Origin of the sequence: Alicyclobacillus sp. ALC3 (genome assembly GCF_028751195.1) — a bacterium.
Taxonomy (GTDB): Bacteria; Bacillota; Bacilli; order Alicyclobacillales; family Alicyclobacillaceae; genus Alicyclobacillus_L.
In genome coordinates this window covers 4,560,479-4,584,713 of sequence record NZ_CP066784.1, presented here as the reverse complement: position 1 = coordinate 4,584,713, position 24,235 = coordinate 4,560,479, and the positions used below count along the sequence as shown (strand labels likewise).

The 24,235-nt window shown below is 51.4% G+C and carries 23 protein-coding genes and 2 riboswitches; of the genes, 6 read left to right on the top strand and 17 right to left on the bottom strand.

Translation table 11 applies throughout. The features are described 5' to 3' along the window. Positions 1–17: 17 nt before the first annotated feature. A complete protein-coding gene (pstS, locus tag JC200_RS21540; RefSeq protein ID WP_274433783.1) occupies positions 18–1,145 on the bottom strand; it encodes a phosphate ABC transporter substrate-binding protein PstS in 1,128 nt (375 codons plus the stop codon). Positions 1,146–1,280: 135 nt separating this feature from the next. Between pstS and JC200_RS21535 the strand changes: the two genes are divergently transcribed. Beyond that, a complete protein-coding gene (locus JC200_RS21535) occupies positions 1,281–2,006 on the top strand; it encodes a M48 family metallopeptidase (protein WP_274433781.1) in 726 nt (241 codons plus the stop codon). Between the two features lie 117 nt (positions 2,007–2,123). Here the strand turns inward: JC200_RS21535 and JC200_RS21530 are convergent, their stop codons facing one another. From JC200_RS21530 to menB, 3 genes are read right to left on the bottom strand one after another with little or no spacing between them, the layout of a single operon-like run. Further along, entirely contained in the window at positions 2,124–2,708 is a 585-nt protein-coding gene (locus tag JC200_RS21530; RefSeq protein ID WP_274433780.1) for a TlpA family protein disulfide reductase, read from the bottom strand. 18 nt (positions 2,709–2,726) lie between these two features. Continuing rightward, a complete protein-coding gene (locus JC200_RS21525) occupies positions 2,727–4,229 on the bottom strand; it encodes an o-succinylbenzoate--CoA ligase (protein ID WP_274433779.1) in 1,503 nt (500 codons plus the stop codon). Between the two features lie 24 nt (positions 4,230–4,253). Next, positions 4,254–5,072: a 1,4-dihydroxy-2-naphthoyl-CoA synthase gene (gene menB / locus JC200_RS21520; RefSeq protein ID WP_274433778.1), complete on the bottom strand. Its 819-nt coding sequence runs from the start codon at positions 5,070–5,072 to the stop codon at positions 4,254–4,256. A gap of 310 nt (positions 5,073–5,382) precedes the next feature. Between menB and JC200_RS21515 the strand changes: the two genes are divergently transcribed. Continuing rightward, positions 5,383–6,285: a 1,4-dihydroxy-2-naphthoate polyprenyltransferase gene (locus JC200_RS21515; RefSeq protein ID WP_274433777.1), complete on the top strand. Its 903-nt coding sequence runs from the start codon at positions 5,383–5,385 to the stop codon at positions 6,283–6,285. Between the two features lie 14 nt (positions 6,286–6,299). Here JC200_RS21515 and JC200_RS21510 read toward each other — a convergent pair whose 3' ends face one another. From JC200_RS21510 to JC200_RS21485, 6 genes are all read right to left on the bottom strand, one after another. Then, the gene (locus JC200_RS21510; RefSeq protein ID WP_274433776.1) at positions 6,300–9,161 is read right to left on the bottom strand and encodes a glucosaminidase domain-containing protein; all 2,862 of its coding nucleotides are present in this window, start codon (positions 9,159–9,161) and stop codon (positions 6,300–6,302) included. 239 nt (positions 9,162–9,400) lie between these two features. Next, on the bottom strand, positions 9,401–9,631 hold the full coding sequence (locus JC200_RS21505) for a hypothetical protein (RefSeq protein WP_274433775.1): 231 nt from the start codon (positions 9,629–9,631) through the stop codon (positions 9,401–9,403). Between the two features lie 81 nt (positions 9,632–9,712). After that, positions 9,713–11,644, bottom strand: coding sequence for a thioredoxin domain-containing protein (locus JC200_RS21500; RefSeq protein WP_274436626.1), 1,932 nt, complete (start codon positions 11,642–11,644; stop codon positions 9,713–9,715). 42 nt (positions 11,645–11,686) lie between these two features. Continuing rightward, positions 11,687–11,866: a DUF255 domain-containing protein gene (locus JC200_RS21495; RefSeq protein ID WP_274433774.1), complete on the bottom strand. Its 180-nt coding sequence runs from the start codon at positions 11,864–11,866 to the stop codon at positions 11,687–11,689. A gap of 774 nt (positions 11,867–12,640) precedes the next feature. Further along, the gene (locus JC200_RS21490; RefSeq protein ID WP_274433773.1) at positions 12,641–13,258 is read right to left on the bottom strand and encodes an MFS transporter; all 618 of its coding nucleotides are present in this window, start codon (positions 13,256–13,258) and stop codon (positions 12,641–12,643) included. Next, positions 13,236–14,039: an MFS transporter gene (locus JC200_RS21485; protein ID WP_274433772.1), complete on the bottom strand. Its 804-nt coding sequence runs from the start codon at positions 14,037–14,039 to the stop codon at positions 13,236–13,238. Before JC200_RS21485 ends, JC200_RS21490 begins: the two co-directional genes overlap by 23 nt. A 74-nt stretch (positions 14,040–14,113) precedes the next feature. Between JC200_RS21485 and JC200_RS21480 the strand changes: the two genes are divergently transcribed. Beyond that, on the top strand, positions 14,114–14,785 hold the full coding sequence (locus JC200_RS21480) for an ArsR/SmtB family transcription factor (RefSeq protein ID WP_274433770.1): 672 nt from the start codon (positions 14,114–14,116) through the stop codon (positions 14,783–14,785). A gap of 333 nt (positions 14,786–15,118) precedes the next feature. On the opposite strand, the gene JC200_RS21475 is transcribed toward JC200_RS21480, so the two are convergent. From JC200_RS21475 to JC200_RS21455, 5 genes are all read right to left on the bottom strand, one after another. Beyond that, on the bottom strand, positions 15,119–15,475 hold the full coding sequence (locus JC200_RS21475; RefSeq protein ID WP_274433768.1) for a DUF4046 domain-containing protein: 357 nt from the start codon (positions 15,473–15,475) through the stop codon (positions 15,119–15,121). Between the two features lie 44 nt (positions 15,476–15,519). After that, positions 15,520–16,035 (bottom strand): DUF4046 domain-containing protein, encoded by a 516-nt coding sequence (locus tag JC200_RS21470; RefSeq protein ID WP_274433766.1) that lies wholly within the window; start codon positions 16,033–16,035, stop codon positions 15,520–15,522. A 61-nt stretch (positions 16,036–16,096) separates the two neighbouring features. Then, positions 16,097–17,203, bottom strand: a complete 1,107-nt coding sequence (locus JC200_RS21465; protein ID WP_274433765.1) for a GerAB/ArcD/ProY family transporter — start codon at positions 17,201–17,203, stop codon at positions 16,097–16,099. A gap of 216 nt (positions 17,204–17,419) precedes the next feature. Further along, the gene (locus JC200_RS21460; protein ID WP_274433764.1) at positions 17,420–18,616 is read right to left on the bottom strand and encodes a Ger(x)C family spore germination protein; all 1,197 of its coding nucleotides are present in this window, start codon (positions 18,614–18,616) and stop codon (positions 17,420–17,422) included. Positions 18,617–18,629: 13 nt separating this feature from the next. Continuing rightward, positions 18,630–20,228, bottom strand: a complete 1,599-nt coding sequence (locus JC200_RS21455; RefSeq protein ID WP_274433762.1) for a spore germination protein — start codon at positions 20,226–20,228, stop codon at positions 18,630–18,632. Positions 20,229–20,775: 547 nt separating this feature from the next. Between JC200_RS21455 and JC200_RS21450 the strand changes: the two genes are divergently transcribed. Next, complete coding sequence (locus JC200_RS21450; RefSeq protein WP_274433760.1) at positions 20,776–21,372, top strand: spore coat protein; 597 nt, start codon at positions 20,776–20,778, stop codon at positions 21,370–21,372. 632 nt (positions 21,373–22,004) lie between these two features. Here the strand turns inward: JC200_RS21450 and JC200_RS21445 are convergent. Both JC200_RS21445 and JC200_RS21440 read right to left on the bottom strand, forming a co-directional pair. Further along, complete coding sequence (locus JC200_RS21445) at positions 22,005–22,361, bottom strand: DUF302 domain-containing protein (protein WP_338000187.1); 357 nt, start codon at positions 22,359–22,361, stop codon at positions 22,005–22,007. A 15-nt stretch (positions 22,362–22,376) separates the two neighbouring features. After that, positions 22,377–23,039, bottom strand: coding sequence for a sulfocyanin-like copper-binding protein (locus JC200_RS21440; protein WP_274433758.1), 663 nt, complete (start codon positions 23,037–23,039; stop codon positions 22,377–22,379). 150 nt (positions 23,040–23,189) lie between these two features. Next, positions 23,190–23,251, top strand: a riboswitch (Fluoride riboswitch). Between the two features lie 71 nt (positions 23,252–23,322). Then, a riboswitch (Fluoride riboswitch) is annotated at positions 23,323–23,384 on the top strand. A gap of 54 nt (positions 23,385–23,438) precedes the next feature. Here JC200_RS21440 and JC200_RS21435 point away from each other — a divergent pair. Further along, entirely contained in the window at positions 23,439–23,852 is a 414-nt protein-coding gene (locus JC200_RS21435) for a fluoride efflux transporter FluC (protein WP_274433756.1), read from the top strand. Next, positions 23,849–24,211, top strand: a complete 363-nt coding sequence (crcB, locus tag JC200_RS21430; protein ID WP_274433755.1) for a fluoride efflux transporter CrcB — start codon at positions 23,849–23,851, stop codon at positions 24,209–24,211. The genes JC200_RS21435 and crcB overlap by 4 nt, the downstream gene beginning before the upstream one ends. Positions 24,212–24,235: the final 24 nt, after the last annotated feature.

Sequence of the window (24,235 nt, the reverse complement as noted above, 5' to 3'; positions counted from 1 at the left end):
AAGGGAGAGGTCTACCCTCAGCCCCCGATTTTACCGATCTGCGCCTGACTTAGTTTCTCGATGCTCGCTGGCAGCGCCAAGAAGTGAACCGCGCTCATGTTGGTGGTGGTGTTGCCACCGGTCGGGCTAATTGCCCAGTTGAGGAACTTCTTCAGAGCCGCTGCCGTGTTTGGATCCGACTGCTTGGTGTTGATAATCGCGTACTCGTAGTTGATGATTGGGTAAGAATTTGCACCTGGGCCGTAAATCAGCGAAATCGTCTCGTTGGCTGGTGTCGAGCCCACCTGTGCATTCGCAGCAGCTGTAATGTTGGCCTGCGTCGGGAGTACAAAGTTACCGGCTTTATTTTGAAGTGCCGCGTAGCCAATACCCTTTGCGGTAGCTTGGTCAAGGTAGCTGATGCCAACGTAGCCAATACTGTACTTGCTCTGAGCAAGCGCCTGCACCACGCCGCTGTTTCCGGTCGCGCCGACTCCCACGCTGACTTTTGGCCACGACGGGCTGGTCGACTCACCAACAGACGACTTCCACTGGTTGTTCGTGTCGGTCAACAGCGAGGAGAAGAGGAAAGAGTCGCCGCTTGCATCCGAACGGTGAATCGGAATAATCGTTTGGTTTGGCAGCGTCACGCCTGGATTAAGGCTGGTGATGGCAGTGTCGTTCCACTTCGTAATTTTACCTTCATAAATCTGCGCCAGCACATTACCTGTCAGTTTGAGATGACCCGTGATGCCTGGCAAATTATACATAATCTGCTGCGCAGAAATTGCGAGCGGAATGTTTACCATCGTCGGATGGACCTGTACTTCCGCCGCCGGCAAGTAAGCGTCCGAAGCACCAATCTGAACAGTCCCCGAAATTGCATCTTGAATGCCTGTGCCACTGCCAGTCGAAGCGGCCGTCAATGTGACATTTGAATCCACGGACTTGTATGCAGCAATCCACTGGTTTTGGAACAATGGATAGAGCAGAGACGAGCCAGATTCATTCAACGTAACTGCCGTATTCGAAGTTGTAGACCCTGTGGAGTTCGAGCCGCCCGCCGTGTTGCCCCCTGCTGTATTGTTGGCTGCGGTGCCACACCCTGCTACGGCGCCCAACACTGCGACTGCCGCTGCCCCTGCAACCCACTTATTCATCTTCATCTTCACGGTTTCCTCCTCGGGTTCGTTCCTGTATGGACTATTGTGTCCTACGATGATTGATGTTATCAGTGGGTTGTAAAAAGCAAGTGGATGTGATGTAAAGGAAAAGTAAAGATTGTCGAAAGAAGGCGTGTCATGGATTCGCGTCTGCGAAACAGCGGAAAACGTCTGTCAACTCCAGACTACGAAGTGGTCATATTGCGCAGCGCTGCGCGACAAAAGACTCTATCATTCTCGATCGACAACAGCATCGTTGTCGTCAGAGCGCCCTTACACACAACCGATGAGGACATCCTAAAGCTGTTGGCTCGCCACCGTGCGCGCATTGTGCAGTCGCTCCAAGAACAAGCACTGACTGACACCGCCGTTCACAATTTGCCGTGGAGAGAAGGGAAACTGCGGGTCTTCGATTACCAGTTCGATGTGCAATTCAGGCCGGCGTCGGGGTGGTCTTTGCATTCAGACGGGCAAGTGCTAAACGTCTATGGCCCCGGACAAGGGCTTGATGACCCGTCAACGATTCCGCTCCTCGTCCCATGGCTGCGACGCAGAGCCCGAGAGGTCCTCACCGAGCGCGTTGAACTGTGGGCTCAGAAAATCGCGATTCCATTTGAGCGCATTGCGATTCGGGATCAGAAAACTCGCTGGGGCAGTTGCAGTAGTATGGGGAATCTAAACTTTAACTGGCGTCTAATCCTCGCGCCGCCAGAAGTCCTTGACTATGTAGTCGTTCACGAACTATGTCATCGGCTAGAAATGAACCATTCGCGACGCTTTTGGGCCCACGTTGAACGCTGGTTCCCAGACTACCGTGTTGCGCGCACGTGGCTCAGAGAGCACGGCAAATCACTTCAGTTTTGACCGGGACCACGTCCAATCATTGCTGCCCAAAGAAACAGGCGACGCCTCGGTCAAAACAAACGGGGCGCTTCCGACAGCACGCCGAGGAAGCGCCCTGTTCATGCTTTGACCGACCGCTCACCCCGCTTGAATCGCTTGCTTCACCAGCGACTGCATGAGTTGCTTGCTCATGATGCCGATATGAACATCAACGACTTTTCCTTTGCTGCTGATCACATACGTCGTCGGGACGGAGAGAATGCCGTACGTTTTGTCAAACATGCCTTGTGGATCGGACAGGATTGGGTACGGAATGTGGTAGTTGATTACAAACGCCTTGGCTTGTGCCACCGAATCGAGCGATGTCAAGTTCACACCGACGAACTGGACCTGCTGCCCGTACTGTTTTGACAGTTTCACTAAGTCTGGCGTCTCTATGTTACAAGGTTTGCACCAACTGGCCCAAGCGTTGATAATCAGTGGCTTCTTTCCAAGCAAGCTCTGTAGAGACACGGTCTGGTTTCCGTTCAAGGTTGGCAAAGAAAAGGACGGTGCAGCCTTGCCTACAATCGGAACCCCTGCACCTGTAGCCGTAGTCTGCACCGCCGCGTTATCTGTCGTACCCGTTGGCTGGCCGCCACCACCGATAGTTCCACAGCCGGCCGCGAACATCAAAGCGAGCGCGACAACCCCTCCGGTCAACCACTTCTGTCGACGTTTCAACCTCACACCCCCTTTTGCTCACGTTCGGGCATTCTCCCATTCGCGCACGGTCTTGCGCACCAGTTTCCCCGCTGCGTTGCGAGGCAATTGCTGCACGTAGCAGATGTCTTTGGGCACCTTATAGTGTGCCAACTTTTGTTTGCAGTGCGCGATGAGGTCCGCTTCGTCAGCATGAGTGCCTGCGCGGGTGACTACGTAGGCCACAGGAACCTGTCCCCACATCTCATCTGGTCTGCCAACAACACACGCGTCTGCAACCCCATCGTGAGCCAGCAGGACTGACTCAACCTCGGCCGGGTAAACATTTTCGGCCCCAGACACGACGAGGTCGTTGCGTCGGTCCAGCACATACAAGTACCCTTCGTCATCAAGCCGCCCATAGTCCCCGGTGTGCAGCCAACCGCCTGACAAGGCCGCGGCAGTGGCGTCCGGCCGATTCAAATAACCAGGTGTCACACTCGGACCGCGTACAACGATTTCACCTTCCACGCCCGCGGGCACACGTTCGCCGTTGACGCGAATCTCAACCTCGGTCGGCAGCAGCGGTCGCCCCGACGACCCAAACTTGTAGAGCGCATCTTTAGCGTCCAAAGTAGCGACTTGGGAGTTCGCCTCCGTCAAGCCGTAACTCTGGGCAACGGGTACACCAAGCTCCAAACACTGCTCCAGGAGTGGCAGTGGCGCACTGCTTCCTCCAAGCAAAATCGTGCGCAACCGCGGCGGATAAGAACTTCTACGGTCCGCCAGCATCTGCGCTAACATCGTCGGCGCCAATGACACGAGGTCAATGTCACCGTGATCAAGCGCCTCATTTACAGACTTTGGTTCAAACTTCGACAACAGCACAGCACTAGTGCCGTAGATGAGACTGCGCATCAAAACCGCCAAGCCTCCGACATGGAACAGCGGCATTGGCGACAGCCAACGGTCACCTGCGTGAACGCCTAACCGCAAAGCAGAGGCAGTCGCACTCCACCAGTGGTTACCGTAGGTAATCATGACACCTTTCGGATAGCCTGTTGTCCCAGAAGTGTAAATAACCGCATGCACCGCATCCAGGTCAATGTGGCTGCTCGCTCGGACACTCCAAGGAGCAATGCTGGCACGCGACTCTAGCTCCTCAACGCTCTGTAGCGTCAGCTCCAGACCCACATCCCGACTTGCATCGAATACAGCTGTCGCCGCTTCACGTGCCGCCAAATCGCTCAGGAGCAAGTGCACGTCCGCATCGTTAAGTTGCCAGGCCAGTTCAGCAGCGGTGAGGCGGCGGTTCAGCGGCACCAGTACCGCCCCCACCTGCATCAGAGCGTGAACTGCCACTGCGAATGCCAGCCCGCGAATGACAAAAACTCCGACTCGGTCTCCCTTGCACAGACCGAGTCGAGTGAGTTCGCCAGCCAGGCGCAGCGCTCGAGTCTGCAACTCAGAGTACGTGATGGACGCCCCGTCTTCCTCTACTGCCACCGTCTTCGATTGGCCTACCGCTCTCCTCGCCAACCAGTCAGGGAGCAGTTCCACCATCGTTCGGCCTCCTCACACCAGCGTTCAAGGTAGTCTCCTGAATTTGCGGAAGTCCGGCTTTCTCTTTTCCAAGTACGCGTTTTTACCTTCGTGGGCTTCCTCTGTCATGTAGTACAACATCGTCGAGTCACCGGCCAGTTGCTGAATACCAAGCAATCCATCGGTGTCGGCCAAGAAGGCCGCCTTCAGGAAACGAATCGCGATTGGACTCTTCTCAACAATTTCACGCGCCCACTGCTCGGCCTCTTCTTGCAGCTGCGCGAGCGGTACGACTGTGTTCACAAGACCCATGTCGAGAGCTTCCTGAGCGTTGTACTGCCGACACAGGTACCAGATTTCCTTCGCCTTCTTGTGACCCACCGTGCGGGCCAACAACGTCGCGCCGTAGCCGGCATCGAAACTTCCGACCTTTGGGCCAGTCTGGCCAAACACGGCATTGTCGGCAGCAATCGTCAAATCACAGACCAAGTGCAAAACGTGGCCGCCGCCGATGGCATATCCCGCGACAACCGCGATGACCGGCTTTGGCAACTGCCGAATTTGCTTCTGAAGGTCCAAGACGTTCAAACGAGGTACATGGTCACCGCCTACATACCCACCTTGACCGCGAAAGCGCTGGTCCCCACCGGAGCAAAATGCCTTATCTCCCTCTCCCGTAAAAAGCACCACTCCGGTTGTCTCGTCGTCACGAATGTGGTTGAACGCGTCGATCAACTCTTGAACCGTCTCCGGACGAAATGCATTTCGAACCTCGGGCCGATTGATTGTGACTTTGGCGATTCCCTCCGCCCGTTCGTACCTGATATCTTGGTATTCCTTCACGGTTTCCCACTGTAACGCCATTCGCTCAACATCCTCCCCGGTCAGCTCTGCACGTGGGCAAAGCCCCACACGAATTCGCTGTAAGAGTACCTCTAACCTCAAACATTCACCGTTGTCATTATAACAAACCTCGTCCGAGCGTCCCAAACTCACCTTCACAGCAATCGGCCCCTGTGGTGTATGAACGTGCGACCACTTGGCACTCACTTCCTTACATCACGGAAGGATGCCGTAGCTTCAGCGACTATCATTTGCTATGATTCGAAGAGTACCCATGGGGTAACATGCGTCCTGTCGGGCGATGATTTCTAATAGAGAGGTGGCGCTTCTCATGACGTGGCGTCAGCGGTTTGATATTGCCTGGCGGCTCTTCCGTCCGTTTACATTAACAGCATCCCTTGTTCCTGTGTTCGTTGGCAGCGGACTCGCGTGGGCAGAAGGCCACGCACGAGTCCCATTGTTTGCCGCCTTTCTGCTCGCGTCCGTCCTCATTCAAAGTGCTACGAACATGTTTAATGAATACTTCGACTACAAACGCGGGCTCGATACCCACGAGATGGTCGGCATCTCCGGCACCATCGTCCGGGATGGCGTTACCCCCCGCACAGTTCTCCTGATTGCGTGGCTTTGTATCGGGGTCTCGGTAGGCCTTGGCGTGTTCATTTGTGCGACAACCACTTGGTGGATCGCGGTCATCGGCACAGGCTGTCTTGCTGTCGCATACTTCTACTCGGGTGGCCCTTGGCCGCTTGCATACACTCCCTTTGGCGAGCTCGCAGCAGCGACTGCGATGGGACCTGCAATCATTTTGCTGGCTTTCTACCTGCAGAGCGGAGAAGTCACCGGGCGAGCAGCACTTGTCTCCATCCCCATTGGCTTGCTCATCGGCTCAATTCTGCTTGGCAACAACATTCGGGACATGGAACAAGACCGCGTGGGCGGACGTCGCACCATCGCGATCTTGATTGGCCGTGAACGGGGTCGGATTTTGCTCGCCATGGTGTTCACTGTCAGTTACCTGATGGTCATTGGGCTCGTTTTGTGGAAGGACATTACACCATGGTCGTTACTCGTCATTCTCGCCGCCCCATCTGCCATCTTGCCGACGCGGTTGTTCTTTCGGTTTACCGAACCGTCTAACCTGCACAGAGCTGTGAAGGCGACATCAAGCCACCTTTTAAGCTTTGGTGGCCTGATGTTTGTATCTTTTCTCGCGTCTCTCTGGATTCGCTAATTCCTAGAGAGGTCTTATGGCAACTTAGACAATGTCGCTGCGGAACTGCTGATGAAGCCTGTATAGAGAGCTCTTGTCGTTTGGTTCACCATTTGCACGGCAATAAAGCCATTCGCGTCTGGCGTCGGGTTCGCTGCAACTACGTAATCCCCGGTGTGAATAACGTCTACCGGTGTCCCAGCCGTTGATTCTGTTGCGTAAATCGGGACACTATAGCCGGATGCCATGGCTCTATAGACGTTGGTAAAGCTGATGTACGCAGAGTCTACCCAGCCAGTGACATTACCCGCTGTGATGTGGTACCACTCTGTCACATACGACCCGTCCATCCCCATCTGCATCGAGTCAATCGTCACCGCTGTGCCAACTGGCAAGCTCTGCGCAGCCCCAGAAGTGGCTCCAGGGAACAAACTGTTCCACGTTGCCGCATCTACTGTGCCGTACGTTGTCTCGGAGATTTTATGAGCCTGCTGATAAGCGGTAACTGCAGCTTCTGTCAACGGCCCGTACTGTCCATCCACGGCCAACTGCGGGCTGGCACCAGCCTGGTTGAGCGCAGTCTGAACTTGCATCACGGCTGCCCCACTCGACCCCACGGAAAGCGTACCGGGAAACACCACTGAGCCACCCATGTACGGACCCGGCTCCACTGGCAAGTCGGTCCACGGGTTGCTGAGCACGACTCCCTGTCCGCCATTCATCCAATACTCTGGTTCTGTAGAGGACGACGGCACAGGTGCCTTGTTTGACGCCTTGTACTGGGTATACGCAGCGATGCTGCCCCCGGTCTGATCGACAAACTGATTCATGAGGCTCGCAATGCTCGTCGACCACGTGTGGCTCGTCGCGTAGTTTTCGTTCATACCGTCGAGCGTTGGTGTCTGATAGAAGTTCGAACTGCCCGGGTTCAGATAGTTGTTTCGCACTTCATACGCCTGAAACAAGATGGCGTACTCGTTGGACGGGAAGAAACCAGCATCGGGGCCAGGGTTCGAATCATAAGCGCCGTAACCGAATAGGTTGTTCTTGTCTAGTGCAATTTGACTCCGCCCCCACCCGGTCTCCTCAATGGAATGTGCAAGCAAATACGTTGCGTTCACCCCGTATATATTTTGAGCCTCGATGTATGCGGACCCGAGGCCCTGCAGTGGGGAGTTGTTGCTGACGAGCCAAGAGTCAATCACACTCGGCGTCACACTGCTTGGCGCTGCGAAGCGCAGGTCAGCCGTACGGAAGGGGTTTTCCCAAGTGCCTTCATCCTTCCCTACATACTTCCCGTTTTGGGAGAGATAAAAGAAATGATTCAAATACGGGGAGTTGGCGTTATCAATGACGAGGTAGACGCCTCCTGACACAGCAAACGGTGGAACTACGGTGCCGAGGTAGCCATACACGCTGCTGACCCACAAACCACTGCTGTCGAGTCTGTACTCGTTCACCGGCTGTTTGACCACTTGGCCTGTCAGTGTGTCCACAACAAATCCGTTCGCCTTGCCCGAAATGGCATTGACCGCAGCCCACTGCGTGACATAGTCCGTTGGCGTCGTAAGTGGCGCCGCGTACGCAGCAAAGTCGGGCTCCGTGTAAACAACTTTGCCTCCGTTGAGCTCATCCCTGACAGTTCCGCCAGGTTGATTCGACAGTTGGTTCTGAGCAGCTGATTCTGTGGTGTAATCGCCGATCAATTGGCCAGCCTTCGTAAAGGCGGCAAAGTCCGGCGTGGTGTAGACAATTGTACCAAGAGCCGCATCTGTCACGTATGCGCCCGGCGTGTTAGCAATTGCGCTCTGTGCGGCGGCCTCTGTACCGTAGTTACCGAGCAAACTACCGGTTTTGTCATAGGTGTTGTACCCGGTCTGTTTAGTCTGTGTGGTTGTGAGATTCCAGACTAAATTGTCGCCATTCCACTGGTTGGAGACCCCAAAACGTTGCAACACAGAAGTCAGGTACCAAATTGGCAAGTAACTCGTCTGCACAGTGGGCATATTGGGGTCTTCGTAAACAATCGCCGTGATCTTCGACACGGCCGTACCGTTCAAGGTTACGGTGGTGTAGCCTGTGCCAAGTTGAATGTTGGAAAGGTCCACCTTCATGGTACTTGGCACCGTAAGTGCCCACGCTGTCCCGTCCCACTTCCCGGTCACGCCAACTTTTGCAAGAATCTCATCGAGGTACCAGACAGGGATGTATGTAGTACCTCCGCTCACGATGCGGTAGACCTTCATGACTGATTGGCCGTTAAGCAATACATCAGCCTGAGAGACTGGGTATACACTGCTAGAGGACCGAGGCGGCGGTGTCGAGCCCGTGACGGTAGATGGCGCTCCACCGCTCGAGCCGCTGCCCCCACTCCCAGTGGATACGGTTGGGCTACTCGTCAATGTCCAAGTCTGACCGTTCCATGATGCGTTGACCCCCATCCTCTGAAGGACAGCGCTTAGGTCCCAGATTGGGACATAGGCTATTATGTTTCCAGGGGAACTTGGGTCCAAATAATCAATCGCGGTAATGTTCGCCACGGCGGTTCCGTTGATGCGAATCGCAGTAGACCCAGGCGTTGGCGAAATGTTACTGAGACCCGGTTGGACCGTACTGGGAAGGACGAAATCCCACGAGGTACCACTCCACGTAGCGTCTATGTTTAGCTTCTTCAACACCTGTTCAATGTACCAAACCGGCATATAAGTTGTGTTGTTGTGGACGATACGCGTTACGGTCATCACGGGTTGACCGTTCAAGACAATCGCATTCTGACTGAGCGTGTAAGTCACAGACGAGCTGTTCGTGCTGGCGTTCACAGGCAATGTAGCTGTTAGCGGCATGGCAGTTGACAGCGCGGCGGCAGTGCACAGCGCCATCCAACCTCGTTTGTTCAAAACAGGTACCTCCTTAATTCATCCAACCAAGCGGGATTTCATCGGCGACACGCAGTGACAAAAACGGGCAACAGAGACAAAAAGGAGCGAAATTTCACCACTAGTTTCTATGCTTCGGCACTACCGCATGTAAGTCCTGCTCATCCGACGGTGAAAGTTTAAAGAGCAAAAAGAGGGGCTGTTCCTCAGTGCCCGTCGCACTGTGAACAACCCCTCTTGCCTTCGCGCTCATATTCGGTTCAAAATTCGGGTAATGTGTCCAAATTCGCCCCCTGTTCGTACTGGTTAGTACCCGCCGTATGGTCAATTTCCCATGAGCCATCCGCATGGATATCGGAGAGCGAGTCGACCTCCCCTTCCATCGCCATGCGCCTCGCCTCGTCAATCGTGACGACGTCGCCATCGTTCGTCTGGAGGTGGGTGATATTGCCCCGCCAGTCCTTGCGCACCCGAACAAACTTCGTTCCCATAGCTGCCACCCTTCGCTTGACTTGTGTTTCTAGGATGGGGCTTTGCTTTTCATGTTATACGGTTTCAACCAACTGTATGCGTCAGAGGTCCGTGTTTCCTATTAGCCTTTCTAAGGCTGACACGATATCGTGCGTGGGGGCCTGACAGGCGTAGTTTTCACAGACGTAAAGCGTTACCTGTCCACCCACAACGGCTTGGTCTTTGCTAAACGGGGAAATCTCTTCCCAGACACGACTAGGTATCATTTCGTCATGAAACAAAACGACTGCCTCTGGCAAAAAGCGTTTGGCGACGGTTGCCAAAGCATGCTTTGTCGCTTCGTCGTCAGACCATCCTGCAAGCACCAACTCCTGTCCCGGACCAGTGGCCAACAGGAGCGCCATGAGGTAAAACGTGTAGCCAGCTGGATAGTGGGCCACATCACCGGCGAATGCAGTCAGCACTCGCCCAGCCATTTCTGCCCACATGATGTCACCCGTCAGTCGCGAGAGTCGAATCAAATTGTAAGCCGCGACAGAGTTTCCTGATGGCAGCGCCCCATCGTACACTTCTTTGGGGCGGGCCAACAACTGTTCGGCGTCGTTGGCGACCAAGTAGAACCCCCCAGCCGCCTCATCCCAAAACCGTCGCCGCATATCAGATTGAAGACGCACCGCGAAGCGCAGGTAGTCCAGATCAAAGGTCGTCTCGTAGAGCTCTGTCAGCCCGAGAATGAGAAAGGCATAGTCATCAAGCGTGCCCGAATGAGCGGATTGACCATTGCGGACGCGTGCGAGTAAATGCCCTTCCCGGTCGACTAGACTCGTGCGAACAAACGACACGGCTCTGCTTGCCGCGTCTGTGTACTCGCTGCTGCCCAAGACACGGCCGGCGATGCTGAGGGCGGCTATCATTAGCCCGTTCCACGCGCACAGCACCTTATCGTCTTTATGTGGGTGAACGCGTTTCTCACGCACATCGAACAGCTTCTGCCGAGAACGCTCAAGTTCTTCACACCACTCGGCCTCACTCAGCCCCTCCGCCGCAGCGAACACGAACAAATTTTTACCGATTGTATTGGGGATACTGTGTCCTTCAAAGTTGCCCTTTTCATCGATCCCGAACCACCTGCATACCCGCTCACCTGCTTCAGCACCAAGGACGTCCTTGACTTCTGTGGGTGTCCAGACGTAAAACTTGCCCTCCACTCCCTCAGAATCAGCATCCTCAGCACAGTAGAACCCCCCGTCGTCTGACGTCATGTCTCGCAGCACGTACGTCAAGACCTCGCGCGCCCGCTTCGCAAACGTGTCGTCATGAGTTACCTGATACGCTTCGACAAGCGCGATCGTCAATAGCGCGTTGTCATAAAGCATCTTCTCAAAGTGCGGGACGAGCCACTGGCGATCAGTAGAGTATCGCGAAAAGCCAAATCCAACATGGTCATAAATGCCCCCGTGCATCATGCCTGTCAGGGTGCGTACCACGATTTCACGCAGGTCTGGTCTCTCAAAGCGGGTCGCATAGCGCAACAAAAACATCAGTTCATGCGGAGTGGGAAACTTCGGCGAGTTTCCAAAGCCGCCGTACTCTGTGTCAAACGTATCGAGCAATCGGTTGGCAGCATCATGCGCCAGTCCCTCGCTCACTTCCCCACTGGTTGACTGTTCCAGATACGGCTTCATTTGAGCGGCAATCTGACTGCCGGAAGCGAGGACTTGATCACGCTTCTCATCCCACTGTCCGGCAACCTTCTGCAACAGGTCTAACAGACCAGTGCGGCCGTAACGGCTGTGCTTCGGAAAATACGTGCCTGCAAAGAACGGCTCCTGACTTGCAGTCAGCAGAATGGTCAGCGGCCAGCCGCCTTCCCCCGTCAGTGCTTGACACACGCTCATATAGATGTGGTCAATATCAGGCCTCTCCTCACGGTCGACCTTGATCGCGACAAAGTGTTCGTTCAGTACTGCAGCGACCTCTTCGTCTTCAAACGATTCGCGTTCCATCACGTGACACCAATGACAGGTCCATATATTACTCCATTCCCGTTTATTGCCACTCGTAGCCCCGAAGGGCTACGAGTAGCCGATGGACAAAAAGATTGGACGATTGTACCTCCGGGCGATCTTGAAGGCCTCGTCGCACCATGGGTACCAGTCGACCGGGTTGTGGGCGTGCTGTAAAAGGTACGGAGACTTTTCATGAATAAGGCGGTTTGTACATTTTGGACCTTCCGAATGGAAATGGTTAGTCATTCAAACTCTCACCTCTCGATGCATTTTCCTCCAGTATACACTGACAAGAGGATGTCTACGCAGATTTGTGCAGTTTGTAAAATGGTCGGCCAGGACCAAAAATATCCGTTTCTATATAGTAAAGGTTTTGCAGACCGATATAACCCCATCCAACAGGCTCCATCGGACGGAATTTAGGCCCAAAGAATCCGCGCCACAAAAGGATTCTGACGGAATCTAACTCCAACGATGGGAAACCACATCCAACTGCTCAGATTCCCAAAAAGATTCCCACGGGGATTCCCAAATCACGCAACGGCCTCGCCCAGCCAAGTTGCAGTGCATCGGGAACAAACCGGGGACACTCCAACGGGAAATGAGGAATCCCACAATGTTCATTATCCAGTGTACAAAATGTAATCGCACAGTCGAATGGCGAACAGGCTCCCAAGTCGGTCGGATGGCTATCGAAATCAGCGGTTCTGTAGTCATCTGCTCTTGCGGTCACGGAATAGCCGAGGACGCGGGGCATTCTGCTCTGATGGAGTTTAACGTGCCGACCGGGTATCGTGACGACGATCCGCTCGACTGATTCACGCAGGAAGAGGAACAATATCTCATTGCACACAGAAGACAGGCCGCATAAATTGGCCTGTCTTCGTTCTTCCGAACCGCTTTCGATACATTGTCCCAAAACGACCCCAAACCCCTGAAAACGCCGCTGAAGTTATGCCGCCAAAAATCGCGCGTGGAAGGGGATGTTCGGAGAGGCATTGAAACGTAAACACTGGCTGATTAACGCACCTTGCCTCGCATTAAGTTCACGAATCCCAATGCAAGCAAACAAATCAGCACCGCCCCACCTGCAACCATCCAAGCCCCTCTGAACGCAGACATGTACCCTGCTGTTCCAAATTTTGACCCTGACCGTATCAACAGTGCTGCCACTGACGTACCCAAAGCAATGCCGATATTTTGTACCATTCTCTGTACAGCACCGATGGTTCCTTGTGATTCACTCCCCACTGTTCCCATGATTGCTGACAAATTTGCCGGGACAAAAACACCAGCCCCAAAGCCATACAGCAGTAGTAGCGCAACAATGGACAGAATCATCCAACTCACCTGCATCGCGCTGAGAGTCGTTAATGTTGCGAACATGAGTCCCAAGCCTATTGCCATAAGCCTCCTTGCACTCCATTTCCCGATGAGTCTTCCAGATGCCCTAGAAAGTAAAACCAGACCCAGTGGCGTTGCTAGATTGACCAATCCAACCTGCCACGGCGAAATGTGAACTATCTGTTCGGGAAAATATGGAGGCACAACAAACGCGATTGCAGTTGCAAAACCAAGTATGGTAACGGAAAGAATCGAAACACTAAAGATGCCATTACGAAATAGTGGCAGTTTCACGATGGGCTGACTTGTCCTTGCTGCCCGAAGCAAATAGATGATGAATGCGACTACAGCCAAGCAATATGGAAATATCCTCGTAACTCCGTGCGAACCAGCTTCCGAAAGCCCATAAATAATCCCGAACACTGACGCACCCAGAAGGAAACTCCCCACCAGATTGAGTGAAACTGTGTTTCTCGGCTCTTTCTCTAATCCTCATCAGTCTCTGTGTACCAATAAGCCCTATCACGCATATAGGAATGTTGATCCAGAAAATCCATCGCCAACCGACAAACGACAAAAGTAATCCCCCAACACTTGGCCCAAGAACTGGCCCTAGACCTAGCATCATACCAAGTGTTCCAAGCGCAGTACCTTGGCGATTACGGGGAATCTGTGTCGTGATAATAGGCGCTGCCGTCGCTTGAAGCATTGCTGCTCCGATACCCTGAATTCCTCTAAACAGAATCAGTCCTACCGCAGACGAAGCGAAGCCACATAGGAGAGACGCGACTGCAAATAGAACCAAACCCGAGAAATAGACCTTTAGTCTGCCGATCCGATCACTGATTCTCGCAAAAATCACGATGGTAGCACTCAACAATAGGAGATAAAGAGTGATAGACCAAGCCATTTCACTTATTCCCACATCAAACTTTCGCTCTAGTGACGGAAGTGCGACATTGATTATTCCAGTGTCTAATGTTGATAAAAACAGGCCAACACTGGCTGTGAGCACGATGATCAAGTCCCGACGCTCAACAGCCTTTGACTGAATGGTTGCTGTGTCTTCGTTCACTTAATCCCACCTCATTTCAACGGACTGAGGCGATTGTAACCCGCAGATATTTCACGTATGATCGAAATATGAATATGTACAAAAACATCGCGTCTACCGCCGCCCTGATCGGCGATCAAACTCGTACAACAATTCTGGTTTCCCTCGCTGACGGGAAGGCATTAACTGCTGGTGAATTGTCCCGGATTACCAAGGTGTCACCGCAAACTGCGAGTTCGCATTTGACTAAATTAGTGGACGGCGGACTTCTAACCGTTCAGACTCAGGGTCGGCATCGCTATTATCGGCTATCGAGTTCTTCAGTGGCTGAGATTATCGAAGCGATTGCGAAAATTTCACCCCCTTCTCCGATCCGTTCCCTTCGAGAATCCGAACAAGCAAAAAAGCTCCGATTTGCCCGCACCTGCTACAAACACTTAGCGGGAGAACTTGGAGTGGCCTTCACCACCGCACTTGTACAAAAAGGGTACTTTCAAGAGGGGGAAGAAAGCTACCAGCTTACCCCTTCAGGTAGCCAGTGGCTTAACGAATTCGGCGTTAAGACAAACCACACAGAACCGATCCCGCGCCATATTGATTGGACAGAGCGTCGTCACCACATTGGCGGGCCAATTGCTGTGTGTATCACTCGTCGCCTGACCGAACTGGAGTGGATTGCAGAAGGAGAAATTCGACGCTCGATTGTTGTGACAAACCTTGGGCGCAGCATGTTTGAACAGGAGTTTCAAATCAAACTGTGGAGTTGAATGGATGCAACTGGATTTGAAGTGCCGTCACTGACGAGAAACACTATCCCATCGCATCACGAAAACAGGCTGCCAATTTCGGACCTGTCTTCGACGTTCTTATGCTTTCATGACAACATTGTCGCAAAACGACCCTAAACGCCTAAAAACGCCCGTTCCGGGTCGTAGGATTGATGTCGCGTGAGGGGAAGAAAAATCGAGTAGAAACACTAACGGAAGGCGATGTTCAAATCAGTGTACGACCTTTTTTCGCTCGTATTAAATCCTGAGTTGTAAATTGTCCGGGGTACAACACGTTCAATGCTTTCGTTACAGAGCGGTTGAATAATTGTGTCAACATCCCCCCAATCCGTGTTTTTTCAGTGTTTCTTCACCGATCAGGGCCGGGATTTCTTGAACAGGAATGTTTAGTTTTTCGTGAATGAGCCAATCCATGGCCTCCTTGGCATGTTGTAGTCCGTTCTCTCCAGTCCAATATCCATTCCCAACGGATGCAAATTGCCATCTTTTAAACTTGCCCGGATAGACTGCATCAATGGACAAATATGGAGAACTATTGAATACAGATTTGATCATCGTATCCAGTCCATGGTCTTTAAAATCACGAAAACGAACCTTGATTGGAATCTCGTCCATGATGAGTCTCAGTTGATCCTCGATCAGCCATCTCACGGCAGCAATCGCGTGCATTCTCCCAGTAGGCCCTTGCCAATAGCCGTTGGGTGTATGCCCTGTCAGCCAAGGTCGCTCCTGAAACCCGCGTCCTGCAATGCTTGCAATGGTGAACCACCATAGAACGTAAACAAGAGTTGATGCAAGTGATATTTTTTAAACGTATCAACCGTGATTTTTTCGAGAGTCGAATCGACGTGCGAGAGCCTTTCGCAAACCATCCATCGTACGGCCCGTCGTGCTGTTTCTCGCCCTGCTGGACCTGCGAAAACATGACGTCGTGCCCGTACCAATTCCCACGGTTGAAACTCATTTGGATATGCGTTATTTAGTGCCGTGAAGACCGATCTCTGGAAGTAGGTTTTCAACATACCCGCTAATCTGAACTCCGCAAACAAATCATGGCTGATTTCCAAACATATCTGTTCACGGTTCCATTTCTTCTTCTCCTGTAATACGTATCTCAAGATGGTTGCTGCTTGTCTCATTCCTTCATCACCGTAGAAAAAATATGGTGGAAATGCGTGGCGACGATGATGCAAAACGGTTTCATAAAGCTGAACTATTCTGTCCTCCATAATCGTCCATCCTCGTCCTTCCTCAATCTTTCCATCCGATGCCGTTTCGCGGTACTACGGTCTACGTAGATTGGGCTTCCAGCTTCATCCGGTTGCGCCCCCAAGCGACTACGGCAGTCAGCAGTGGAATTCCCACACCGATTCCTATGGCTATCATAGGATACACAGTGTACAAGAACTGGTGCATGGTTTCGCGAGACGTAGACAGTAGGCTTATCGTGATTCCACCGAGAACTACGGTGACAGGTAAGGAATAAAGATTTTCATTCGGTGTCTTGACTAAATCTGCGACCACTCGGACTGCACCTACCGTAAAGACAGACACTCGCATGTAGCTCCCCATCGTCCACAAAAAAACCCCCACAACATCCATTCTTTCAAAGATGCCCGTCAAATGAATGTATTGAATCTCTGAGTACGTAGGGTACGGAAGTAATCGGCAGAGGGCCTCTCCAAACACCATGATGGGTCCAGTCACGGGACCAATAAACATGACAAACAGTATCAGTGACGTGATCCATGACTGCTTTGGGAGGCTCTCCATTTGCCGTGCGTCCTTCCAGAACATCGAGAATAGAATTAATTCGGAAAAAATCACCACGTACATGAGGACACCATGTAGAATAGAAGGTATCGGGTGGGTCATGATGGGAAGCAATTTTGCGGGTTCTTTGTCCTTCAGACTAAATATCATCACTAAAAACCCCATCAAAACGAGAATGGGCAATAGCAACTGAATGACGCGGGTCATAACCTCTCCACCTGCACGAGCCGCCCATCCGATCAAAATCAATTCAATACACACGAAAATCATCACTGGGGTATTCGGATACATGAGGCCGAGGAAACTCGTTACTTCTTTCAAAGTAAACGCTCCAATGCACAGAAAAAATACCAGATAAACGATCGACAACAAACCGCCGAACCATCTGCCAAAGACGTACATCGTGTACTCGACCAGAGATTGGTGGGGATGAAGTAACGCCTGTTTAATGCGTAAATGAAATATTAAGGAACTGACCGCAAAGCCAAGGATCAGCGAAACCCATGCATCTTTCCCTGCCGCTCGAAAGGATAGCCCAACGTAGACGAAATGCCCATACGCGATGACGGTTGCAATCACGACCATAAACAGTTGTACATTGGACACCTGTATTTTCCTTACCACGGAAATAACCACCTCGTTATAGGCTGCAACCATGCATCCATCAACTCAACAGGGCTCTGCAAATCAAAGACCGACAAATACAGCACCGTCAGGCTACACCCTACACCAACGAATAGCCCGTATATCCATCTGTCTTTGACATGTCGCTGGTCGCGTAATGTACCGAAATCTAAGCCAATGATGAAGAGAAGGGCCAATGCGACTAGAACGAGGGTGCTAGTCATGACTCGATTTCCTTTCTTGTTGATCCAGCGACTCCGTCGATAAGCCAGTTCGCGGCACATGCACCCGTACGTCCACATGAACCGGCAAACGACGGAGTTCTTCTCGCCAATGTGGCTGGATTTGTTTCCATGTCTTTGGACTCTGCCGATAAATCATCTCTGCGAACCCAACTGGGTCCGCATCGTATTTTTCTTGCAGCAAATGCAGAGTATGAGTTGTTGTTGCTGTTACTTGATTGCGGATTGCAGACTCTACAAGATGGATATTTTGGGGGTCCTGCAAATTCAGTGTCGTACCGTTCGATACGATGTCGTTGTGCATCTGCACTTCAACAAAAATCTGCGGCTGACCCCGAATGATTTTTGCCTTTGCAATCGTCCGGGGCTTGAGCACATCCACCCCCACCGTCCCTGTATAACCCGGTATCGATATGTCTAGAAGCTTTGGCTCCATGGTCCCGCGCAACCACAGAAACCCGTTGACTTCATCTCCGGACCGAAGCCAACCGACCAGCTTATCTTTTTGGAAAATCGCAACATGTCGTACCTGAAATGTAGTTGTCTTGGTCGCCCCACCGATATTCGTGGCTTCAATTCCAACTGAATAAGGATCACTCCGACTGAGTAGACGTTCGATAAACTCCTTGGCTGTAAACTGCTCTGCCGAAATCTGCTTTGCAAAACCATCCACCGCTTGTGAAGGTAATCTTTCTAGGGGATACGGTAGGCTCAGCACATCTTCTGCTGTATCGTGATATGCCACGACAAAAGTTGTTCGTAAGCGGGACTGTGGATTCCGCACGACCTCATCCAATAAAGGTGCTACACCTTGTTTCGCGTACTGCTCCCCGACAATGATGACACTGCGATGACTCATGATGAGTTTCCGAGGCACCTTCTTTCGAGCCTGCTCAATTAAGTCAATTGGGTCTTTACCGACACCATGTAATACGACAAAGGTCCGTGTACTTCCCGTGGATTCCGCAGGCGCACCACCTTGAGTTGTTCCCAGTTCGCTCGGAACGGCAATTTGAATGCTGCCCCTCGTGGTCGTTGAACCTGCATCCCCGGCGTCAACCCCAGTCGCCGTCGCGATCGCCAATCGGTCAATTTCCGTGGAGTCCCAACACCCAGTTAGAGCGAAGCAGCTTGTCACCATGAATACGATACTCACCCAGCGCGCGCGCATTATTTTCCTCCGTCTACGTTTGATTCGGATCGGGTAGCCGACGATTCGGGCGAGTGGAGTCGGTAATCCGTGTTCGATTCGCCTTTGCCGTTTCTTCCGGTCGCTTTTTCAAGACCCACCATGGTGCTCGAATAAACGTATCGAGTAGCCCGCTCTTGTTCATCGGAGCTACTGGAGCCATGAAGGGCTGACCAAACGACCGTAAGCTACACACGTGGAGCGCAATGGCAATTAACCCGGCTACAAGCCCAAATAGCCCCAAGACTCCAGACAGAATGATTAGTGGGAACCGTAACATGCGGATGGTAACGGCGAAGTTGTATCGAGGGATGACGAAGGAAGCAATCCCGGTGATGGCGACAATAATAACCATCGGCGCAGAGGCAATTCCTGCGGCCACGGCAGCCTGCCCAATCACAAGTGCTCCGACGATACTAATGGCCGACCCGATGGACTTGGGTAGGCGAATCCCTGCCTCCCGTAAGGCTTCGAAAGACAATTCCATGATCAGGGCTTCCATCACCGCCGGTAGCGGAGTCGCTTCACGAGCGGCTGCAACGGAGAACAGTAGTTTTGTCGGTAACATTTCTTGATGAAAAGTCGTGACGGCTACGTACAATGACGGGAGGATGAGGGCAAAATTTAGAAACAAATAGCGCAGGAACCGTAGAAAGGCAACGATCATGTATCGTCCGTAATAGTCCTCCGCGGCTTGTAGTGAACTCCACAAGTTGATCGGGGCTACCAATGCAAAAGGACTGCCATCCACAAGGAGCGCGAATTTCCCTTCCAGCAACGATGCGACAACCACATCGGGTCGTTCTGTCTCTTGGATTTGCGGAAATGGCGAATAAGGGTTGTCCTCAATCAGTTCCTGCAAATACCCTGAATCAAGCACTCCGTCAATCTGGATTCTCCCCAACCTATTACGCGCTTCTTGAAGAATCGCAGGGTCTGCAATACCTTCGATGTAACATAACGTGACTCGTGTTTTCGTATAAGTCCCAATCGTAAGATTTTCCATTTTGAAACTCGGAGTCGGAAGGCGTCTACGAATTAAGCCTATTCCAGTACCAATGTTTTCATTGAACGCCTCCTTGGGGCCACGGATTACAGCCTCGGTGCTGGGTTCTTCAATTGCCCGCTCTCTTCGGGACACCGCACTCAAAGCTGCCGCTTCCACTTCGCCATCGACAAGCAGGACTACGTTTTGTTCCGTGATGTGTTTTAAGACATCTCCGAGATTGAAAGCAAATTGCGATTCAGGAACGGTCGTGTAGGAATGCACAAGTTCATGGAGAGAAGCCTTTCTGGATGGGTACTGTAACTTTGTCACCCTTGATCGTGTGAGTGGGCGAAGAATGTCCGACGCAATATGTTTGGAATCCACGAACCCCTCAATGTAGACGAGATAAGCCGCTCGGTTGTCAAATAAAGTGAAGGGATAGAACACCACGTCAACTGATGTGCTAAAAATTTGATGTAGCGCATTCACATTATCCGACAGACGCTTCGATAACCGAACGGTGCTATATACCTGTTCCTGTGAAATCCCGTGCCGTGCCGCTTCCTTCACGTTATGGACGCTGGGATGTCGCCGCGCGAAAAGCACTTAGGCATGCCTCCATACATTTCCTTCGATGAACTTTTTAGCATGTACGATGTGGTAGCAAATATACCCTCAACCCACAATGCGCAACTGTCAGTATTGTAGTCCATGAGAACATGGACTTATCTGAAAACAATTGCAGAGGATGACTCGTTTTGGATTTCCCTAACATGGACAACGCAGGCACTTCACCCACTTTAAACGTCGGATTTCGAAATGAATTCACGTAGCCATTCCGTTCATCATCTTTCCATGACGAATCACCACGATTGGCCGCCAGTGGCCTTACATAACTCATGGATCAATCGCCGATGATAAGTGGGTACGATGACAATTCCAACAGAAAGGTGGCACAACTATGCCGGACGATACAAGACGCCCACAAAGTCGCATGGTACAGTCTCCCACGGTGATGAACCAACTGAAGAAATTGGAGAAAGAAAGCTTTAAAGGCAAGCGAAACAAAAGGGGTAGCACGAACGAGATACAGCCAATGGAAACCGAAGAAGGATTGACTCAATAAAACAAAGACGTATAAGGGGGATTTACATTGTATCAAGGAACAAGCCAATTCGGAGCACATGAACTTATCGGCATGAACGAAGCATTGATGTCAAAGTCAGCTAACATTGAGGTACTGTCGTTCCTGAGCAGCCAAGTACAAGATACAAAATTACAGAACATGTTGGAGCAGCATGTGCAAATGATTCAACATCACTACCATCAAGGAGTCGGCATCTTGCAAGGACATCACGCAGGTATGCCGTCTATACCCCCGTCCTATCCAAGTACCATGACTACACAGCCGAAACTAGGACTCAGAAATCCTTCAATGCCAAGCCCCAATCTTCACGCCCAAGCACCCTCCGAGCGTTCGATTTGCACGATTGCCTTAAACATGTATAAATTTGGTGCAGTGGCTTGGACAACATTTGCTCTTGAATGTACGAATCCGCAACTTCGTACGTTCCTCATGAATGGTGCCAACATGTGCGACAAAATGGCCTACGAAATGTGGAGTTTTATGAATCAAAAAGGATACTATCAAGTTCCAACATTACAAGAAAACACAACCCAGACCCTGATCCAAGCCTATCAAACACCGCAGGTTTCTCAAATGATGCACGGAATGAACCCATATCAATAACCCTTACCCAATAAGCCGAGCGGCCCGACTTCGTTGTAGTCGAGCCGCTCGGCTGTATTGTCAGATGCCTTTATCTCCATCATTAACGCCGCATAGAACTAGCGTTGGCCTTCGATTCAGCATGCTATCTCAAGATTGAGCTTACAGAGTCGGATTTCCAATGAACGATTTTGTGTATCCAAGCGGTTTGCGTCCATAAATCCCATTACATTTCGCCGAAAGCTGCATCTCCGTCGTTTGAATACAAGGCATTTTGCCCCCACAACGGCGTTGAATGCTCATTTGGAGTCATGTTTGTTCAGCCTCTTGCGTACCAAATGCCGTAGACCGAATAGTACAACAGCAGAGGAAATGCCCAATATCACACTCAAACCATTCATAAACGCCACTTGCCTTCGCGCAACACCCGTTCTACACTTGTTACTCAAACATTACTCAGATGTACTCGCATACGTGAAAGGAATAGGCGGCACGACGAAAAAGCCGAGGCTGGCCAAAGTAGATAGCCTGCTTCGGCTTGTAGACATTTTCAATGCCTTGCCGTGTTGATCCAAAATTTCTTCAGCTAGTGCGTGAAGTGTAAGACAGACTACCGTTCTGCGTCATTTACACCGCTTCATTCAGTGCATCAATCAATGTATTTTCAATGTTTTGTGCAATTTCCCGCAATTCCGGATCATTGACCACTCCATAAGTGCCGTTGGTCTAGGAAGCCCAATCTTAGTTCTACCATTCTCTTCGTACACAACTACTTTGCATGGTAAGAAGTAACCTACAAGACTGTTTTGGCTCAAAACCCTTTTCGCCTCTACGGGATTACAAACTTCCAATACACGAAATGGCTGATTGAAATCGACGCCTTTTTCCTGTAACTTGGCAGGAATGTCCATCTGCCATAACACTCCGAATTTGTGGTTCTTCAAACTTTGTTCAACCGACTGGACTGCTCCTTCTATGCTTTTGTCGGTTTCGACTGTGTAATGGAACATATACAAACCCTCCAGTTACAAAATTTTCAACACACCAAACATCCCCTGCTGCGCATGACCGGGAACCGGGCACAGGTAGTAGTATGTCCCTGTTGACAAGCTCATGCTGCCTGTACGCGAGTAATATTGGGCTGTACCCAGTGATTGCGTTGTGCGCTGAGGCAAGGGAGGAAGCATGAAATCGTTGTTTACCGACATCATCGGCATTTGAGAATATGGAGGCGGAGTCGTTGTGACCTCGAATCCGTGCATGTATCCCCAATCTGGATTCACCAATGTCACATTAACCATCGCACCTGCCGGGATGGTGATGGTTGGGTTCACGAGTCCATCAATCTCCCACGTCATGTTTGGAACACCGTGTGGAGAAGCCAGTGCAACGAGATTCACGTTTGTTCCCGTGTAGATCACTGTGTTCGCGGCCTTGTTGATCGTCGCGCCAACTTCTCCTTGTTTCACAAGTTGTTGCAACTGATCGTTGCTGATTGCAGGTCCATTTGAAGTCGTTGAGCCACCCATCATGCTCCCACTTCCCATCATCCCTCCGCCCATCATGGAACCTGTGCCAAAACCTCCACGGGAACGATTGAATAACATTCCGCCGAAGAAAAGGACGACGGCCAGTAAAATCACGGTCACGGCCACGACTATAAGGACAACTCTACGATTGTGCATCATGAGATTGAACCTCCTCCCACTTCACTAAGCATACCTCTGCTAAGTACGCGCATTCAAATGCCGGAGCACGCAACAGTGGTCATTCTGCTGATTAAACCGACGAATTGTGTCATCTTACGAAGCGACGCATAATGTAAAGTAGACAATGGAATACGCAAAGGCGATGGAGTTCGCCTTCAACAACCGCGCAGGTTAATGACTCCTATGGGTGCACGATACCATGGGGTCTTTTCATTTTTACGCTTCATATTCCCCACTGAACCGTGGTATAATCGCCCATGAGAGTGTTTTGGGTGATGGGGCTCACCTTAATTTCCTGCAATGGATAATGGCTCCTACGGACAGATTTTCTGTTCGTAGGAGCCATTTTGATTTTTAAGACAAAGGGGTGTAAAGGCGATGAAGACAACGTTCATTCTGTTATTCGGGGCCGTTGGAGGGATACTCCGGCACATTCTTGAAAGCACGATTCACCTATCCTCAGGCTTCCCGCTGGCGACACTGATCATCAATTTAACAGGCTCTTTCACGCTCGGGCTCTTTTACGGCCTTGCGGTTGAAAAGGGAATTTCTGAATGGCTTCGACTAGGTATTGGTATTGGCCTGATTGGGGGATTCACAACTTTTTCAACGATGTCTCTGGAACTAGTGCAATTGTCAAATCACCAGCCTGAATTGGCACTCGGTTATTTATTTGCAACCGTTCTTGGAGGGTTGGCCCTTGTTCATCTCGGAGATTTTGCTGCGCACCTAGTAAACATTCCGAAACATAAAACGTCGGATTCGCACAATGCAACGGAGGCATACGAATGACGGCCATCTATGATGTGTATGTTGGAGTAGGTGCAGCAGCGGGATCGTTGATTCGTTATCACGTAGGACGATGGATTTCACGCATATCTGAATCATCCTTTCCGTGGGGCACATGGTTCATCAATGTCGTCGGTTCTTGTTTCCTTGGCCTTGTATTCAAGGACTTTTGGTGGCATCAACATGACACCATGTGGTGGTTGCTGCTTGGCACTGGGTTCTGCGGCGGGTTTACGACCTTCTCCACCATGTCTTATGAAACAATGCACTTGATGCGGACGAACAGATGGATGGCAGCCGCCTATCTTGCGAGTTCTTTGGGATTAGGTTGTTTTTTTATATGGGTGATTCTGCGGGTGTGAATTTTCTGTATTTCGCTTCAGAAA